This is a genomic window from Bacillus sp. AY3-1 (genome assembly GCF_008368785.1).
Taxonomy (GTDB): domain Bacteria; phylum Bacillota; class Bacilli; order Bacillales; family Bacillaceae_G; genus Bacillus_A; species Bacillus_A wiedmannii.
The window spans coordinates 12,372-30,161 of the sequence record NZ_QORZ01000005.1 but is presented as its reverse complement, the minus strand read 5'-3'; the positions used below and the strand labels follow the sequence as shown (position 1 = coordinate 30,161).

Annotated in this window: 15 protein-coding genes; 5 read left to right on the top strand and 10 right to left on the bottom strand. The window is 39.3% G+C overall.

Translation table 11 applies throughout. The annotated features are described in order from the left end of the window. Positions 1–330: 330 nt before the first annotated feature. The 6 genes from menC to DN389_RS02825 all read right to left on the bottom strand — a co-directional run bounded on the left by menC (position 331) and on the right by DN389_RS02825 (position 8,173). Positions 331–1,437, bottom strand: coding sequence for an o-succinylbenzoate synthase (gene menC / locus DN389_RS02850; protein WP_098189490.1), 1,107 nt, complete (start codon positions 1,435–1,437; stop codon positions 331–333). Beyond that, on the bottom strand, positions 1,438–2,883 hold the full coding sequence (locus DN389_RS02845; RefSeq protein ID WP_142343559.1) for an o-succinylbenzoate--CoA ligase: 1,446 nt from the start codon (positions 2,881–2,883) through the stop codon (positions 1,438–1,440). Positions 2,884–3,331: 448 nt separating this feature from the next. Then, positions 3,332–4,150 (bottom strand): 1,4-dihydroxy-2-naphthoyl-CoA synthase, encoded by an 819-nt coding sequence (menB, locus tag DN389_RS02840; RefSeq protein WP_000963888.1) that lies wholly within the window; start codon positions 4,148–4,150, stop codon positions 3,332–3,334. A gap of 68 nt (positions 4,151–4,218) precedes the next feature. Continuing rightward, positions 4,219–5,031 (bottom strand): 2-succinyl-6-hydroxy-2,4-cyclohexadiene-1-carboxylate synthase, encoded by an 813-nt coding sequence (gene menH, locus DN389_RS02835; RefSeq protein ID WP_098189489.1) that lies wholly within the window; start codon positions 5,029–5,031, stop codon positions 4,219–4,221. Next, positions 5,028–6,782 carry a 2-succinyl-5-enolpyruvyl-6-hydroxy-3-cyclohexene-1-carboxylic-acid synthase gene (gene menD, locus DN389_RS02830; RefSeq protein ID WP_098189488.1) on the bottom strand — a complete coding sequence of 585 codons (1,755 nt, stop codon included), beginning with the start codon at positions 6,780–6,782 and terminating at the stop codon, positions 5,028–5,030. The genes menH and menD overlap by 4 nt, the downstream gene beginning before the upstream one ends. Then, positions 6,779–8,173 carry an isochorismate synthase gene (locus DN389_RS02825; protein ID WP_149236785.1) on the bottom strand — a complete coding sequence of 465 codons (1,395 nt, stop codon included), beginning with the start codon at positions 8,171–8,173 and terminating at the stop codon, positions 6,779–6,781. Before DN389_RS02825 ends, menD begins: the two co-directional genes overlap by 4 nt. Positions 8,174–8,367: 194 nt before the next feature. Here DN389_RS02825 and DN389_RS02820 point away from each other — a divergent pair, with 194 nt between their 5' ends. Further along, on the top strand, positions 8,368–9,321 hold the full coding sequence (locus DN389_RS02820) for a 1,4-dihydroxy-2-naphthoate polyprenyltransferase (RefSeq protein WP_088082644.1): 954 nt from the start codon (positions 8,368–8,370) through the stop codon (positions 9,319–9,321). Positions 9,322–9,430: 109 nt separating this feature from the next. Next, positions 9,431–10,162 carry a yteA family sporulation protein gene (locus DN389_RS02815; protein ID WP_149236784.1) on the top strand — a complete coding sequence of 244 codons (732 nt, stop codon included), beginning with the start codon at positions 9,431–9,433 and terminating at the stop codon, positions 10,160–10,162. A 44-nt stretch (positions 10,163–10,206) separates the two neighbouring features. Here the strand turns inward: DN389_RS02815 and cspD are convergent, their stop codons facing one another. Next, complete coding sequence (gene cspD, locus DN389_RS02810; RefSeq protein WP_001193052.1) at positions 10,207–10,407, bottom strand: cold-shock protein CspD; 201 nt, start codon at positions 10,405–10,407, stop codon at positions 10,207–10,209. Positions 10,408–10,728: 321 nt separating this feature from the next. On the opposite strand from cspD, the gene DN389_RS02805 reads away from it, so the two are divergent. The 3 genes from DN389_RS02805 (at position 10,729) to DN389_RS28720 (ending at position 12,618) form a co-directional block, all read left to right on the top strand. Further along, positions 10,729–11,511: a TIGR00266 family protein gene (locus DN389_RS02805; protein WP_149236783.1), complete on the top strand. Its 783-nt coding sequence runs from the start codon at positions 10,729–10,731 to the stop codon at positions 11,509–11,511. A gap of 173 nt (positions 11,512–11,684) precedes the next feature. Next, entirely contained in the window at positions 11,685–12,407 is a 723-nt protein-coding gene (locus DN389_RS02800) for a lipase family protein (RefSeq protein WP_001260119.1), read from the top strand. Positions 12,408–12,483: 76 nt separating this feature from the next. Further along, entirely contained in the window at positions 12,484–12,618 is a 135-nt protein-coding gene (locus DN389_RS28720) for a hypothetical protein (protein WP_000911073.1), read from the top strand. A 157-nt stretch (positions 12,619–12,775) separates the two neighbouring features. Here DN389_RS28720 and glgP read toward each other — a convergent pair whose 3' ends face one another. The 3 genes from glgP to glgD form a co-directional block, all read right to left on the bottom strand. Further along, complete coding sequence (gene glgP / locus DN389_RS02790) at positions 12,776–15,184, bottom strand: glycogen phosphorylase (RefSeq protein ID WP_149236782.1); 2,409 nt, start codon at positions 15,182–15,184, stop codon at positions 12,776–12,778. 18 nt (positions 15,185–15,202) lie between these two features. After that, complete coding sequence (gene glgA / locus DN389_RS02785; protein ID WP_002203738.1) at positions 15,203–16,633, bottom strand: glycogen synthase GlgA; 1,431 nt, start codon at positions 16,631–16,633, stop codon at positions 15,203–15,205. A gap of 113 nt (positions 16,634–16,746) precedes the next feature. Then, positions 16,747–17,781: a glucose-1-phosphate adenylyltransferase subunit GlgD gene (gene glgD / locus DN389_RS02780; RefSeq protein ID WP_000504142.1), complete on the bottom strand. Its 1,035-nt coding sequence runs from the start codon at positions 17,779–17,781 to the stop codon at positions 16,747–16,749. Positions 17,782–17,790 lie beyond the last annotated feature (9 nt).

Here is a 17,790-nt window from a genome sequence, read left to right as displayed (position 1 = left end):
GAATCAAAGAAGTTAGGTGGAAGATCAACTGCCCATAAAAGCCCGATTGGTTCAACTAATAATCAGTGGGGATGCCCCCACTGATTAAAGTTTCACTTTATACGCTCGATTGTAAACTAGTCTATCCAATTTGTACAATACGAAAAGGTTACTCGCAGGAGTAACCTTTTCGTATTGTACTGTGATAGTAAATGAAATTATATCGACGATTTTCCAAATATATCGAACATAACTTGAAATATATCAACGATTTTTTTAATATATCGACTTACCGACAATTAACGACAAAATCCTATCTCTATTTGCGGGCATCCTGATTAAATATTAAATTCACCGCTCCAAAACTATCCGCTGCTTCGTAATTTCCGCTAACCTTCCGCGGTCAACTTCATACTCAGCATCAACACTTTGCGGTACAATCACTTTCCCGCCCTCAAGCATCACTTCCGGCGAAATAATATCCCTCTCCCAATGTCTACTAGAGGCAGATATATCTCCTGGAATCGTAAAGTTCGGCAATGAGGCGAGAGCAACATTTTGAGCTCGTGAAATCCCCATCTCTACCATACCTCCGCACCAAACAGGTATGTTATGCTCCATACAATAATCATGGATTTGAATCGACTCCGTTAATCCGCCCACTCGCCCTGGTTTAATATTAACGATGCGGCAACTGCCAAGCGTAATCGCAACGCGCGCGTCTTCTAAACTATGGATACTTTCGTCTAAACAAATCGGCGTTTCAATTTTCTTTTGCAGCTGTGCATGATCAAGAAAATCATAATCCGCTAGCGGTTGCTCAATCATCAGCAATTGAAATTCATCTAATCGTTTCAGTTTCTCCGTATCCGCTAACGTGTACGCTGAATTTGCATCAGCCATTAACGGGATATGCGGGAACTCTTTACGAATTTCTTTCAATAATTCGTAATCATGCTCTGGCTTTATTTTTACTTTAAAACGCTCGTATCCTTCTTCCGCGTACTTCTCGATTTGTTTTAACATAACCGGAATCGTATTGATTCCAATTACAACACCGACTTCAATTTCAGACTTCGTTCCGCCAAGTAATGTCGCTAATGACTTCTTTTGACGCTTTGCATATAAATCCCAAACAGCCCCTTCGATTCCTGCCTTTGCCATTCGGTTTCTCTTTATATGCTGGAACAAACTCGGCATTTCATTCGGATGAGAAATTTCAGCCTTTAATAAATCAGGTAATAAAAAGTCTTGCAGTACATGCAGTGCTGTCTTCACCGTTTCTTCCGTATACCACGGTTCAGAAAAAGCAACGACTTCACCAAATCCAATGTATCCGTCCGTATCTTCTAATTCAATGACGATACTCTCACGCTTTTCATACGTTCCGTAGCTTGCAGCAAACGGAATGACGAGTGGCATTTCTGTTATATAAAGTGTCGCTTTTTTTATTTCCACTTACATCTCCTCCACTAATTGTCTTAACTCTCTTCTTAACAATTTTTTCGAAGCATTTCGTGGTAATTCCTCTAAGAAACACGCTTTCTTCGGCACTTTATATTTCGCTAATTTCTCCTCGCAAAAATGAAGGATTTCTTCTTCTGTTACCTCTCCACTTTTCACAACAAAAGCAGCGGGTACTTGTCCCCATTTATCGTCAGTCATACCGACAACACCGGCTTCCGCTACCATCGGATGAGAGAGTAACACTTCTTCAATTTGAGCCGGATATATATTCTCTCCGCCAGAAATAATTAAATCACTGCGGCGATCTAGTACGTATAAAAATCCTTCTTCATCTAAATAACCGAGATCACCAGTATGAAGCCATCCGTTTTGAATGGTTTCGCGCGTCGCATCTTCACGGTTAAAATAACCACCTGTTACGTTCGGTCCTTTTACTACGATCTCGCCTTCTGCAAACGGCGGTACTACTACGCCGTCTTTTTCAATACGAAGTTGACACTGAAATAGTGGTTTTCCAGCTGATCCTACTTTCGTTAACATATAATCTGCGGATAACGTACAAATTTGCGACGACGTTTCTGTCATACCATACGTTTGATACACAGGAATTTCTTTTTCTACACATGTTTCTAGTAGTGGTTTCGGGGCTGGTCCTCCGCCAAGTAACATGCATCGTAAAGAAGATGGATATGTCTCTCCTCCAAGTATCTCTAATAAATCAGTTAACATTTTAGAAACGACAGAAATGATCGTAACACCTCTCGTTTGAAGTGCTTTATGAATGAAATTCGCATCATATTTCGGAACGAGTAAAATGCGCATTCCGTACATAATGTTTTTCATTAAAAGGGAAAGACCGCCAACGTGGAACATCGGCATACAAGCTAACCAGCAATCATCATCACGAAGTCCTAAATTAAGCGAAGAACCGACTGCGCTTGCCCAGTGATTACCGTATGTTAAAATAACGCCTTTCGGTTTCCCTGTCGTCCCTGACGTATAAATGATTGTCATCGCTTCTTCTAAAGAGAATTCTTCATGTATAGAGGCTTCCGCCTTTGGTCCATTCATCACTTCGGCAAATGAATATACAGGAACATCTTTAGCCTCGAAATCTTGATCCGTCACTAAACAAATAACTTCAGCATCATCCATTTGCCAAAGTAGCTCTTCTCTTGAAAGACGCGTATTTAAAAGCACAGCTACTGCACCTACGTAAGATAGGGCGTGAATAACTGTAATCATCTCCATACCATTTTTCATCAGAACAGCCACCTTTTGCCCACGCTTTATCCCAACATATGAAAGGTGTTCACAAACAGATACTACTTTTTCATGCAGCTGCATAAAAGTAACCTTTTCATCCTCTATTTCAATTGCAGTGCGATCTGGTGTTAAAAATGCACGTTGCATTAACCAATTCGGCATCGTCTCCATCATATTCATTCTCCTTTCATGAAAGAAAGAGACTTGATATGACATCAAGTCTCTTAGTTGTTTTGTTTCCGGTTTGATCTCATCTAGCTACGGCAGCTAGAACGTTCGGTGGCTTCACTTCTTCCTACGAGGCAAAAAGCGCCTCTTTGTCAGAAGCTCCATCCCCCTCACATTCTGAACGAGCTGCTTCCGCTTTTGGTTTCATCTAGCTACAGCAGCTAGAACATTTGGTGGCTTCACTTCTTCCTACGAGGCAAAAAGCGCCTCTACGTCAGGAGTTCCAACGCCCTCTTGTTCTAAACGAGCCGCTTCCGCTTTTGATCTCATCTAGCTGCGCCTCCTAGCCCATTCCGTCTAAGAACCTTCCGCACGAGAAAGTAAAAAACACTTTCTGTGCGAAAGAACCTTAGCCTACGAGGCTAAACAGTCGGCTCCGCTTCTGGTTTGATCACGGGAAACGAGGGAATTGACCGAAGTCCGGACTGCGTTTTTCTTTGAACGCGTCGCGACCTTCTTTTGCTTCGTCAGTTGTGTAGTACAATAACGTTGCATCTCCAGCTAGTTGTTGAATACCAGCTAGACCGTCTGTGTCTGCGTTGAATGCAGCTTTTAGGAAACGAAGTGCCATTGGGCTGTTTGCTAAGATTTCTTGTGCCCATTGTACTGTTTCTGCTTCAAGCTCTTCTAATGGTACTACTGTGTTTACTAAGCCCATATCAAGCGCTTCCTGTGCGCTGTATTGACGGCATAGGTACCAAATTTCGCGAGCTTTCTTGTGGCCTACCATACGAGCTAAGTAACCAGCTCCGTATCCACCGTCAAAGCTTCCTACTTTAGGACCTGTTTGTCCGAATACAGCGTTGTCTGCAGCGATTGTTAAGTCACATACGATATGAAGTACGTGTCCACCACCGATTGCATAACCTGCTACCATTGCGATAACTGGTTTAGGAATTGCGCGAATTAGACGTTGTAGGTCTAATACATTTAAACGAGGGATTTGGTCGTCACCTACATATCCACCATGACCGCGAACTTTTTGGTCGCCGCCAGAACAGAATGCACGTCCACCTTCACCTGTTAAAATGATAACGCCAACATTTGCATCATCACGAGCGTGTGCAAAAGCGTTGATTAACTCCATTACCGTTTTAGGACGGAATGCGTTATGTACTTCAGGACGGTTAATCGAAATCTTTGCGATACCATTGTATGTTGAATAAATAATATCTTCGTAATTGCCTTCTTTTACCCATTCAATAGCCATTACAACTACCTCCTTGTATATTTCTGATCTCCTCTATAAGTGTAGCTTCCTTCTTAGATGAAAAAGCATCACTGCATAGTTTTTAGAAATCCCTTTACTATTGTATCAAACTTTTCCGGTTGTTCCACATGAATTGCATGGCCAGCACCATCAATTTTGACAATTTTCGCGTCAGAGACGCATTTTTCGATGTTTTTTAATATGCGAAAGAACTTTTCATCATGCTCCCCATTCATTAAAAGAACAGGTATTTTTAAGTTTTGCAGCTCGTTCCACCATGAAGGCTGAGCCCCTGTTCCCATGCCGCGCAAGCTATTTGCAATTCCTTTTGGATTGTTAGCAAGTCTTTCTTTTCGCACTGCTTCTTGTACGTTTTGTGCTAAACGTTTTTGCGTTTCAAACAGCGGAATATTTTCCCACATCGTTACAAAACTATTGATGCCTTCTCGCTCAATTTTATCGGCAAGTCGCTCATCTTTTTCACAGCGTTCTTTTCTAGCCTCTTCACTTTCAAGCCCAGCTGTACAATTTTCTAATAAAAGAGAATGTACATACTCTGGATATAGACATGCCATCGTAATCGCCAGTCTACCGCCCATTGAATAGCCGAGTATGTGCGCTTTTTCAATATGAAGGTAATCTAGTAGTTCTTTCATTTGCAATGCTACATTTCGAATATCATAATGAGTCACATCTTCAGGACTTTCCGTTTTTCCGTGCCCCACAATGTCTACTAAAATGACTTGAAACTGCTCACTCCAAGAAGGAACGAAGGAACGCCACGTTTCCATGCTTCCCGTAAAACCATGAAGAAGTAGAAGTGGTTCCCCGCTTCCGACCACTTCATATTCATACGATACACCTTGCAGCGTTACGTTCATTTTGATTCACCTTGCAACGATGTAGTAATTACGTCCTGCGTTTTTGCCCACAATTTACGGTGCAATGTTAAGTTTTCATCACGGTTCGTACAAATTTCTACAACGTGTAAACCTTCCGTCGTCGTTCCTTTTTGTACCTCTTCTCGGAATTGCTCCCAACCATTTACACGGCTAAATGAACCGCCGTACATTTTGACAACATGCTCGTAATCAAGTCCAATTGGCGTTCCAAATAATGATTCGAAATGTTCCTTTTTCTCATACTGTGGTAAGAATGAGAAAATACCACCACCGTCATTATTTACAACGACAATTGTTATATTTAATTCATGTAATTTTGCGGCTAATAATCCGTTTAAATCGTGATAAAATGATAAATCACCAATAACTAATACGAGCGGATCGCAAATAATACTCGCTCCTAAAGCTGTCGAAATGATTCCATCAATCCCGTTTACACCACGGTTTGCCATCACTTGAATATTTTTATCCGATGTGAAGAAGAATGAATCTGTATCACGAATTGGCATACTATTACTCGCAAATAATGTTGCCCCTTCTGGTAGTACGCGGACGATATCCGTAATAACTTTCCCTTCAAATGCAGTTTCATATGTTTCCATTTCACGAAGCGTTTCCTTCGTTTTTTCGTTTATATGTTGCCACATTCCGAACCAATCATTCTTTTTCATAACTGGCATTTTTTCTATTAGTGCCCTGCAAAATGTAATATCACTTGCCTGTACAACTTCTGTCGCAACGAGAGCTGGATCTCTCCATTGTCCAGATTCTTCAACAACGATATGAACGGCTTTCGTCTGTTTTTTAATGAACTGCGTTAATGCTTTCGAAACAGGCATACCACCAAAGCGAATCATAACTTCTGGCTTCCACGTTTCTTTTAACAGCTCATTTCGTAAAAATGTATCGTAACAGTCGATTACCATCGTTTTATCGTGATGTCCGCTACGAATGTTAGAAAGTGGATCCGCTAATATTGGATATCCCGTTTTCTCAGCTAGTTCTGCCGCAAACGCTGCGATTTCTGAATGACTATCATCTCCACAAATAATAAGCCCCTTTTCCATATGTGAAAGGCGCCCTACAAGAGAATCTACATATTCACTCGGCATCATCACGTTCCCTTGCTGAACTACTCCTGTATATTCTCCGCGTCCTTTATCCCATAAACTTTCTAATGAGAAATCTGGGATAAGCGGCTCGCGAACTGGAAAATTAAGATGAACAGGTCCTTGCGGCGCTAGAAGTGCGCTTGCTATCGTGCGCTGCGTCGTCATGCGAGCATAATGATACATCGCTTCACTCGCTTCTGGAAGTGCCATCTCTGTAAATTGCTTCACAAATGTACCGTATAAATTGAATTGATTCATCGCTTGTGGTGCACCAACATCTCTTAATTCATGCGGTCTATCTGCCGTTAAGACGATAAGCGGCACTCGTGAATGAAAAGCTTCACATACAGCTGGATAGTAGTTCGCTGCTGCCGTTCCTGACGTACATAATAATGCAACAGGGCGTTTTTTGGCTTTTGCGATACCGAGCGCAAAAAATCCCGCTGATCTTTCATCTACATGTAAATATGTGTTCATTCCTTCATGTTGTTCCATTAGTAGAGCAATCGGTGTTGACCGTGAGCCTGGACTAATGACAACATCACATACATTTAGACGCGTCAGTTCATCCACGAACGCGCCTAAATAATATGATAATGCTTCTATATGATTGTTCATTTCATTAATTCCTCCAAAGCACCAAGCATCGGTCTAAACTTCAAGCTTGTTTCTTCATATTCAAGTTGCGGTACTGAATCAATTACAATCCCGCACCCGGCAAATAAGGATGCTTTTGCGCCATTTAATAATCCGCAGCGAAGTGCAACCGCAAATTCACCATTTCCTTCATCATCTATCCAGCCAATCGGTGCACCATATAACCCTCTGTCTAACAATTCAACATCACGAATCAGTTTCATCGCTTCCAAACGAGGTGTCCCGCCAAGAGCTGGTGTTGGGTGCAATTCTTCTACCATTGTTAAAAGACTCGCATCGCCTTTTGCCTCTACAGGCGTATATAAATGAATTAAGTTTTTCGTTGTTAATAAGCCCGGACTTTCCGGAATATTAACGGATTCGCAGTGCTCATTTAGTACTCCTCGAATCATGTTCACAACATAACCGTGTTCAGCTAAATTCTTTTCATCATGAAGAAGCGCATTACTATTTCGTTTACTTTCTTCTATAGATTGACCATGACCAGTTGAACCAGCAAGACACATCGAAGTAAACTTCTCATCTTCTTTGCGAATTAATCTCTCTGGCGTCGCTCCTAAGAAGCATGCTCCTTTATAATCAAAAGAAAATACGTAACAATCTGGTTGCCCAATGCGAAGCGCTTCTAAAACAAGAGCAGAATCAATATGATGATTCATTTCTACTTTTAGCTCCCTCGCTAATACAACCTTCTGCACGTTCCCCTGCTTCATCTCATCTTGCACTTTCTCAATGGCCTTCATCCAGCCTTTCGGATCTACTTCTACTTTAGAAGTAACTGTTAATTTCGATCCTTCTAGTGCACATTTACTCTCCCCAAAAATTTTCTCTTCTAAAGAAACAATTTCGTTATAAAGAGTTTCTGCACAATCAGTTGCTGAAACGAATATATTCATTGTTAACCATGCTTTTTCATTTTTTACAGTTAATAAAAATGCTGGTAGTGAAAATGTCGTATCATCAAATTCTTTCCATAAGTCGGTTTTCTCTTTTTCTTGGTCAAATGAAAATCCACCAAATAAAAGAGGACCTGTTCCAAATTCGTATCTTTCTCTTTGTACAAATGCTTTCTCTTTTACTTTATCCCACTCGTCACGAGCCGTTTGAAAGCGTTTGTGAGAAGAAGTTGCTATAGTGAAAACAGAGCCAATTCCAGCAAATATTACATGCTGAGCTGGGTCTGCAAAATAACATCTATTTTCGAATGAGATCCTTTTTCCTGCTGCATAAAACAGAAGCGGATCTATCCAGTCTATTTGTTTTACGAAGCTAACCAATATTTTTTCATCAGTTGCACGCTTAATGGCTGCACTAAGAACTTCTTGCAAGCCTATTTGTTTCGTTTGAATCACAATTGTCTCCCCCCTATGGGCGAAAAATAGTCATAATTACGCTTGATTTTAAGATACACCTCAAACGAAAGGCCTGTCAACGTTTAGCATTTCTGAGAAATTCACCTTCTCTTCCTAGAAAATAAACGTTGACACTAAATGATGCTTTTTCTACACTTAGTTGTGTACAATATGTGACCAAAGGAGGATTCAACATGGAAATGAACGTCGAAACGAATTCCTCTCCTACGGCGCCAAAGCCAAGTAAGCAAACAGGCTGGCGCATTTGGTGGAGTTTACTACGTCCCCATACATTAACAGCAGCTTTCGTTCCTGTTTTCATCGGAACAGCCTATGCGATGCAGGTCGGAGGTATAAATCAAATACATCTCCCTCTTTTTCTTATGATGCTTCTCGCTTGTCTTCTCATTCAAGCAGCAACAAACATGTTTAATGAATACTTTGATTATAAAAGAGGACTCGATCACGAAGGATCAGTTGGTATCGGCGGCGCTATCGTTCGCGATGGCATTCAGCCGAAAACGGTGCTTAACTTAGCATTTGGATTTTTTGGGATCGCAATACTATTAGGTGTTTATATTTGTATGAATTCTAGCTGGTGGCTTGCTGCAATCGGTCTTGTTTGTATGGCCGTTGCCTACCTTTATACAGGCGGCCCACTTCCAATTGCCTATACACCATTTGGAGAGTTAACAGCCGGATTATTTATGGGTGTTATTATTATTGGGATTTCATTCTTTATTCAAACTGGAACTGTAACATCAGAAGTCATTTTATTATCTATTCCAAGCTCCATTTTAATTGGTGCCATTTTACTAGCTAATAACATTCGTGACTTAGATGGCGATAAAGAAAACGGTCGTAAAACGTTAGCAATTCTCGTTGGACGTGAAAGAGCCGTTGGTGTACTCGCTTCTATGTTCATCGTTTCTTATATTTGGACAATCGCTCTAATTATCGTGAACATCGTATCACCGTGGATGCTTATCGTATTTTTAAGTGCACCGAAAGCATTTAAAGCGACGAAAGGCTTTGTTGGTAAAAGCATTCCAATGGAAATGGTACCTGCGATGATTGCAACAGCGAAAACAAATACAATCTTCGGTCTCCTCATGGGAATCGGATTATTGCTTGGATATTTCCTCTAAAAGGAGCTGCTTATGCAGCTCTTTTTTCATATACCAATTTCAGCTCATAATTCCTCCTCTCGACGCTCATACTATGTAAAGAAACTGAATTGTAGGAAGGTGGACGACTATGTTAACTCCACAACAAATAAATCAATTTAAATCTATTTTAGAAAAACAACAGCAAGAAGTTGAACAAACAATACAAACTCATGAGAATACAGATCGTGCTTCTGAACGCGATTCTATTGGAGAATTATCTAGCTATGACAATCATCCAGGTGATATGGCTACAGAATTGTACGAACGTGAGAAAGATTTCGGGCTCATCGAATTTTGGCATAAGCAGCTAGAAGATACAAAACATGCCCTGCAAAAAATTGAAGCAGGTACGTATGGAATTTGCGAAGTATCTGGCGAAGAAATTCCGTTTGAAAGATTAGAGGCAATGCCAACCGCTACAACATGTATTCAGCACACTACAAATAAATTAAATATGAACACGCGACCAGTTGAAGAAGAGGTGTTGGCTCCTTCTTTTCACAAGCACGACGAAGATCATTCTGTAGAATACGATGCTGAAGATGCATGGCAAGATGTCGCAAATTACGGGACATCAGAAACACCGTCCGATTTAGAAAGACAGGATTCAAAAAACTATAATGGCATGTACGTAAATAGCGAGGAAAATGTAGGCTACGTAGAGGACTTCGAAAACTTTATCGGTACAGATATGTATGGAAAAAATCCGCAAGTTTTCGCTACGGAAGAGCATGAAGAATATGAACAAATGCTTGATGACTTTGAAGAGCGTACCTTTAAGGGCGAATTATCTTCAAATGAATCTAGTTCCAAAGAATAAAAAAAAGCATTCCGAAAATCGGAATGCTTTTTATCGCTAGCTAATTAGTTTTTTGTAACGTTAGCTGCTTGTGGTCCGCGGTTTCCTTCAACGATTTCGAAAGAAACTTCTTGACCTTCTTCTAAAGTTTTGAAGCCGTCGCCTTGGATAGCTGAGAAATGTACGAATACGTCTTCTCCGCCTTCAACTTCGATGAAGCCAAAACCTTTTTCGCCGTTAAACCATTTAACTTTACCTGTTTGCATGTCATGTACCTCCTAAATAAAAATGAAACTATGAATCCACATGAAAAGGTGGATATAAAGGACATGAATGTATAACAAGCTTACAGCCTTTAATACAACGTGCTTTATTTCCGTACCACATTATGTAGCTCAATAGTTCTTTCACTATATCATGCTATGTCAAAAACGTCAAATGAGAACACTTTCAATCCATCGTTTTTTATAATCCTAGTATAACCTTAAATTTTCATTCTATTTTTATTCAAAAATTAACAAATCTACAGTATTCTAATTCCTTTGATTTCTGTACAATATAATTACTACATATGATGAGGTGAAAAAATGCAAGCACATGAAATCGAGTATAAGTTATATGGCGATGATATGCAGTTTGTTGAAATTGAATTAGATCCAGAAGAAAGCGTTATCGCAGAGGCTGGCGCAATGATGATGATGGAAGATCGTATCGAAATGGAAACCATTTTCGGTGATGGTTCTGGCCCATCTAGTGGTCTATTCGGTAAATTAATGGGCGCTGGTAAGCGTCTTGTTACAGGTGAAAGTATGTTTATGACTGTCTTTACAAATACAGGTCATGGCAAGCGCCACGTATCATTCGCCGCTCCTTATCCAGGAAAAATCATCCCTGTTGATTTAACACAATATCAAGGGAAAGTCGTTTGTCAAAAAGACGCGTTTCTTTGTGCAGCAAAGGGCGTTTCTATCGGAATTGAGTTTACGAAAAAAATTGGAACTGGTTTCTTCGGTGGTGAAGGTTTCATCATGCAGAAACTTGAAGGTGATGGACTCGCTTTCATGCATGCAGGAGGAACTGTATATAAGCGTGAATTAAAACCTGGCGAAAGACTTCGCATCGATACAGGTTGTCTCGTTGCCATGACAAAAGACGTTAACTACGATATCGAGTTCGTTGGAAAAGTAAAAACAGCTCTATTTGGCGGCGAAGGTTTATTCTTCGCAACGTTAGAAGGTCCTGGAACGGTTTGGATTCAGTCCTTAACACTTAGCCGTTTAGCAGCACGCCTTACAAGCCCAGCAGCTCAAAACAGCGGTGAAGGCAGCGTTTTAGGCGGACTTGGACGTTTATTAGATGGAAAAGAGTAAACAGTGCCCTTATGGGGTGCTGTTTTATTTTGGCATGATTCGTCCATAAGTCGCTATAATTTTATCCACTAATTTAAATACGCGATACAAACTATTTGCCCCATCCAAAAGAATGAATCAAGTCCCTCACTGCATATATTGAACTATACCTTTTCTTAAGGAGGGCTTCCTTAATGCGTACTCCTTTATCCTTCGATAAAGATACTGCCATATTGTTAGCTTCTTGTTGTGAGTTAACGTATGAACAATATAAACAAAATGGGATTTTCGAAATACCGGATGGTTTTCAATATGTACAAGGCTTTCAAGGAAAAACCATTCAAACGACAGAATGGTTCGGATTCATACTAGAATCTGAGGATACGATTATTGTAGCTTTTCGCGGGACACAAACAGATACAGACTGGATTATCGATTCACTCGTTAACCAAAAACCATACCCATATGCTTTAAACAGCGGGAATGTCCATAACGGCTTTCTTTCCATTTATGAATCTTGCCGAGATTCTATTATGGATATGCTCGTATCACTACCAGCCCATAAAAAACTTCTTGCAACAGGTCATAGCTTAGGCGGCGCGCTCGCCACACTACATATACTCGATGCGCGTATCAACACCGCCTTCGCACAGTACGGTCTTTATACATTTGCCTCTCCCAAAGTGGGCGATATTGCATTTCGTAATTATTATAAACTACAAGTAGCTAGTAGCTTTCGCTTCGTTAATCTATTTGATGTCGTTCCTCTTCTCCCTCCGCGCAATGTCCATTTTAATGACCAAGACTGGGAATATGCACACGTTCATCACAACATGACTTTTACAAAAAACACAAAATCTATTACAAATAATCATGCCATGACAACATACAAAACATGTCTGACTTCTCATTTTTAACCAGGTAATGATTGGAAACCCTATATCCTTATACTATAATAATATATGAAGTTATTTTTGGATGAGGGGACCTTACATGCTAAAATTTATCTTTGCACTTTTTCTAATTGTAATTTTTACGTTTACAGGTTTCTTTACATTTTCATACTTTGCGACGGGAGAATATGGTGGAACAGGTATCATATATACCGCTATCCCATTTCTTTCTTAAGCAAAAAAAGAAAACCGAGCTTAATGAGATTAAGCTCGGTTTTTTAAGTGATTATATTCCTCTTTTAAAAGTGAATACACTTTAGCGTCCCTATACGTATTATTCATTTTTACACTTTGTCTCCATGAATAAAAGTCCCTTCAAAAGGGACTTTCACTTAATACTGTGTAACCGCATTACCAATACTCCAAATCTCATTACTATACTGTAAAATCGTTCGATCACTCGCAAAATGACCAGACTGTGCAATATTTAAAATCGACATTTCTAGCCACTTCGTTCGGTTTTCATACGCTCTACCAATAGCTTCTTGCCTTTCCGCATATGGACCAAAATCTCGCAGAACGAAGTATTCATCATTTTGAATTACGAGAGAATCATAAATCGCTTCAAATTCAGCTCCCGAATGTGCAAAGAAACCATTCGTTAACTGATCTACTACTTTTTTAATATGCATATTGTGGTGATAATAATCACTTGCACGATATCCACCATTTTGATAGTAATGAAGAACCTCTTCCGCTGTTAAGCCAAAAATGAAACAGTTATCATCACCGACCCGGTCTTTTATTTCAACATTAGCTCCGTCTAACGTTCCGAGTGTAATCGCACCATTCATCATAAATTTCATATTCCCTGTTCCTGATGCTTCTTTACTCGCAGTTGAAATTTGCTCACTCACATCCGCAGCTGGGAATATATCTTCCGCTAAAGACACTCGATAGTTTTCTAGAAAGATAACTTTCATATATTGACTCACATACGGATCATTATTCACTTTCCTTGCGAGTTCATTGATTAATTTAATAATTTTTTTCGCATAGTAATAGCCAGGTGATGCTTTCGCTCCAAAGATAAACGTACGCGGATAAAATGTAAAACTAGCATCCTCTTTCAAACGGTTATACAAATATAAAATATGAAGAACGTTTAATAGTTGTCGTTTGTAAGCATGTAGTCTTTTTACTTGCACATCAAAAATAGAATTAGGATCAATTGTAATCCCCATTTTATTATAAATACGCTCCGCTAAAATCTCTTTGCGCTCTTGTTTTACCTCTGCAAATTTCTCTTGGAAACTCGCATCGTATTGAACTGTTTGCAGCGCTTGAAGCTTAATCGGTTCTTTCTTCCACTCTGTTCCAATCGCCTCTGAAATAAGGTTCGTCAGCTGCGGATTCGCCTTCATTAACCAACGCCTATGAGCGATTCCATTCGTTTTATTATTAAACTTATCTGGATAAAACTCATAAAACAGTCGCATTTCACGTTGCTTTAAAATTTCCGTATGAATTTTTGCTACACCATTTACGCTATGGCTACCGACAATTGCTAAATGAGCCATTTTCACAAGATCATGCGCAATAATCGCCATCTCTTCAATACGATGCCATTCATATGGATAACGTTCCCAAAGTTCATGACAGAAACGTTCATTAATCTCTTCAATAATCATATAAATTCTCGGTAATAACGGTTTAAAAATGTGAATTGGCCACTTCTCAAGCGCTTCTGATAACGTCGTATGATTCGTATAAGAAATCGTTTGCGATGTTATATGCCAAGCTTCTTCCCATGCTAGTTTTTCTTCATCTAATAAAATACGCATTAGTTCTGGAATCGCCAAAACTGGATGTGTATCATTAATATGAATCGCAATTTTCTCATGTAATTGACGAAGGTCACCATATCTTTCTCTGTGCATACGAACGATATTTTGCAAGCTTGCTGATACGAGGAAATACTGTTGCTTCAAACGAAGTATTTTCCCCTCATCATGCGTATCATCTGGATATAAAAACTCCGATACCGCCTCTGTTTCACGCTTATATTTCAAAATATCTTTGCAATTTTGCGGGAAAGGAACTGGTTCAGCATTCCAAAGTCTGAGTGTATTTACAGTACTCGTCTCATAACCTACTACTGGAACGTCATATGGTACTGCCATAATCACTTCTGCATTCGTATGCCTGAACTCTAAACGCCCGTCAATGTATAGCGGTTCAACATTGCCGAAATAACTTACTTCTACAGCTTGATCATGCCTTCTTACTTCCCATACGTTTTCATGAAGAAGCCACTGCTCTGGAAATTCAACTTGATAACCATCAACAATTTTTTGATCAAATAAACCGTGTTTGTAACGAATTCCACAGCCATGACCTGGTAAGTTTAAAGATGCAAGTGAATCAAGGAAACAGGCTGCTAATCGTCCAAGTCCACCATTTCCAAGACCTGCATCTGCTTCCACCTCTTCTAACTGTTGTAAAGAAATCCCAAGCTCAGAAAGTCCTTGCTCACATACATCCCTGATGCCTAAATTTAATATGTTACTTCCAAGCAAACGCCCAAGTAAAAACTCAATGGATAAGTAATACATTTGCTTTTGCTCTCCAGACCGATAACTTTCGTTCGTTGCAATCCATTGACTATTCATATACTCACGTACCATGTACCCAAGCGTATTGTATTGATCACGAGCTGTAGAGTCTTTAAAACTTTTACCATACATCGTCTCTAACTTTTCTAGAAAAGCTGATTTGAAACTTTCAACATGAGTAAACATTTCTTCACCACCTACATGTTATTCCATGAGACTTTTATACAATTTCTTATAGGCAAGAGCTGATTTCTCCCAGCTATAATCTTCAGTCATCGCTTGTTTTACAAGCTGCTCCCATACCGGTTTATCATGATAAAATTCAATTGCACGAAGAACCGTGTGCAACATGTCATGCGCATTAAAGTTCGTGAAACTGAAACCATTTCCTTCTCCAGTTTCTTCGTCATAAGATTGTACAGTATCATTTAATCCGCCTGTCTCTCTTACAATCGGAATTGTACCGTACGCTAATGCTATAAGTTGTCCAAGTCCACACGGTTCAAATAGTGATGGCATTAAGAATAAATCACTTCCCGCATACACTTGATGGGCTAGCTCTTCATTAAATCCGATATACACTTTTACCTTCTCAGGATACTCGTATGCCATCCACTCAAAGAATTGTTCATATTCAGAATCACCTGATCCTAAAATAATACATTGCACATCTTCCTCCATTATTTCGCGGAATACAGTACGTACTAAATCAAGACCTTTTTGCTTCGTTAATCTCGTTACCATCGAAATAATTGGTGTATCTTCTTTTTCTGGCAAACCAAAATAACGCTGCAAGGCGCGTTTATTTTCATTCTTTTCCTCTAATGACTCTGCATCATACTGAGCAGTAATATACGAATCCGTTTCTGGATTATATACGCTCGTATCAATTCCATTTACGATGCCGCTAAGCTTACCATTATTTTTTCGTAACAACCCATCTAACTTCTCACCGAAAAACTCATATTGAATTTCCTCTTTGTATGTCGGGCTAACCGCTGTAATTTGATCAGAAGCGATAATTCCGCCCTTCATAAAGTTCACATTTCCATAAAACTCTAGCTGCTCACTATGAAAATATTCGTCACCAAGTTCTAACAAGTCGTACATCACTTCAGGAGGAAATACACCTTGGAACTGCAAGTTATGAATCGTATACACCGTTTTAATATGCTCATATAATGGATTATCTTGATACTTTTCACGCAGTAAGAAATTCACCATAGCTGTATGCCAATCGTGGCTATGAAGAACATCCACTTCGAAATCAAGATGCGGAATACACTCTAAAACTGCTTTCGAAAAATAAGAAAAACGCTCTCCGTCATCATAATGACCATATAGAGAATCTCTCTTAAAATAATATTCATTATCTATTAAGTAATACGTAATCCCGTCTTGCTCACCTTTTAAAATTCCGCAATATTGATTTCTCCACCCAAGCGGGACGTTAATTACTTTATGTAACGTACATCCATCCCTTAATTTTTGCGGAATAAGACTATAATTTGGAAGTATAATGCGAACGTCCACGCCTAATTTTTTTAGCTCTTTTGGGAGTGCACCTGCTACATCAGCTAATCCTCCCGATTTAACAAATGGTACACATTCTGATACTGCAAATAAAATATTCACTTGTTGTCCCACTGCACGAAAAGCTTATACGACTTCCCTTGCAGCTTCCTCCCTTCGAGTTTTCATTTGAATGAATGCTTTAATCAGTGGAGGAAAAACCCCCACTGATTCTTTTAAGAATAACTATTAATCGTACTGTTTTGAATGCTTCCTTTTTCTACAACATATGGCTCATCGGCGTTTCCTTTTAGTACTACACCGTCACCAATTTTCACGTCTTTATCAATAATAACACCGTCTATTATACAGTTATCTCCAATTTTGCTCTTTTGCATAATAATGCTATTACGAACAATTGAACCTTTTCCAATTTTAACAGAACGGGAGATAACACTATTTTCTACTTCTCCTTCAATAATACTGCCGTTTGCAATCATTGTATTTTTCACGGCTGCACCCTTCAGGTAACGAGTTGGTGGTTCATCTTTTACTTTCGTAAAGATCGGTGCTTCTTTCTTAAATAATTGCTTCCAAATAGCAGGTTGCAAAATTTCTAAGCTATGTTTATAGTAACTTTCAATCGAATCAATAATAGCTACATATCCTGTATGCTCATACGTAGCAATATGCAGTGATTTTCCGCGCTTTTCTCTCACTACATCAAATAAACTGTATTGCTCCACATCTTTATATGTCTCAAATAAATCTAACAATAATTGTTTCTTTAACACGTATGTTTGAAGCGAAACCCCTTCATGGCAAACTTCAGTAATATCAGCTGCCGTATGTATATGTCGCTCTAACACCGCTTGAAAATTTAATGCTGTTACGAGATGGCTATTCGTAATAACAACGTATTCTTCTCTAGCTCTTAAAAAATAATCAATATGTCTTCTAAAATGTGCAAAAGACCCAAATTCATCTTGGTCACATTGGCAATTTGGCGGGAATAAAAACAGTCCGTCTCTTTTTCTATCTAAATCCCACTGTTTTCCTGAACCAACATGGTCCATTAGTGAACGGTTTTTATGACTTGTAAAAACCGCTACACTATGAATATTAGAATTCACCATATTTGAAAGCATGAAATCAATGAGTCGATAACGGCCCCCAAATGGTAACGCCGCTAATGAACGATGCCCTGTTACTTTCTTTAAGGAAGGAAAACTTCCCGTTGCATTAATAATTCCTAACATTTTTTCTCCCATTCATTTCAT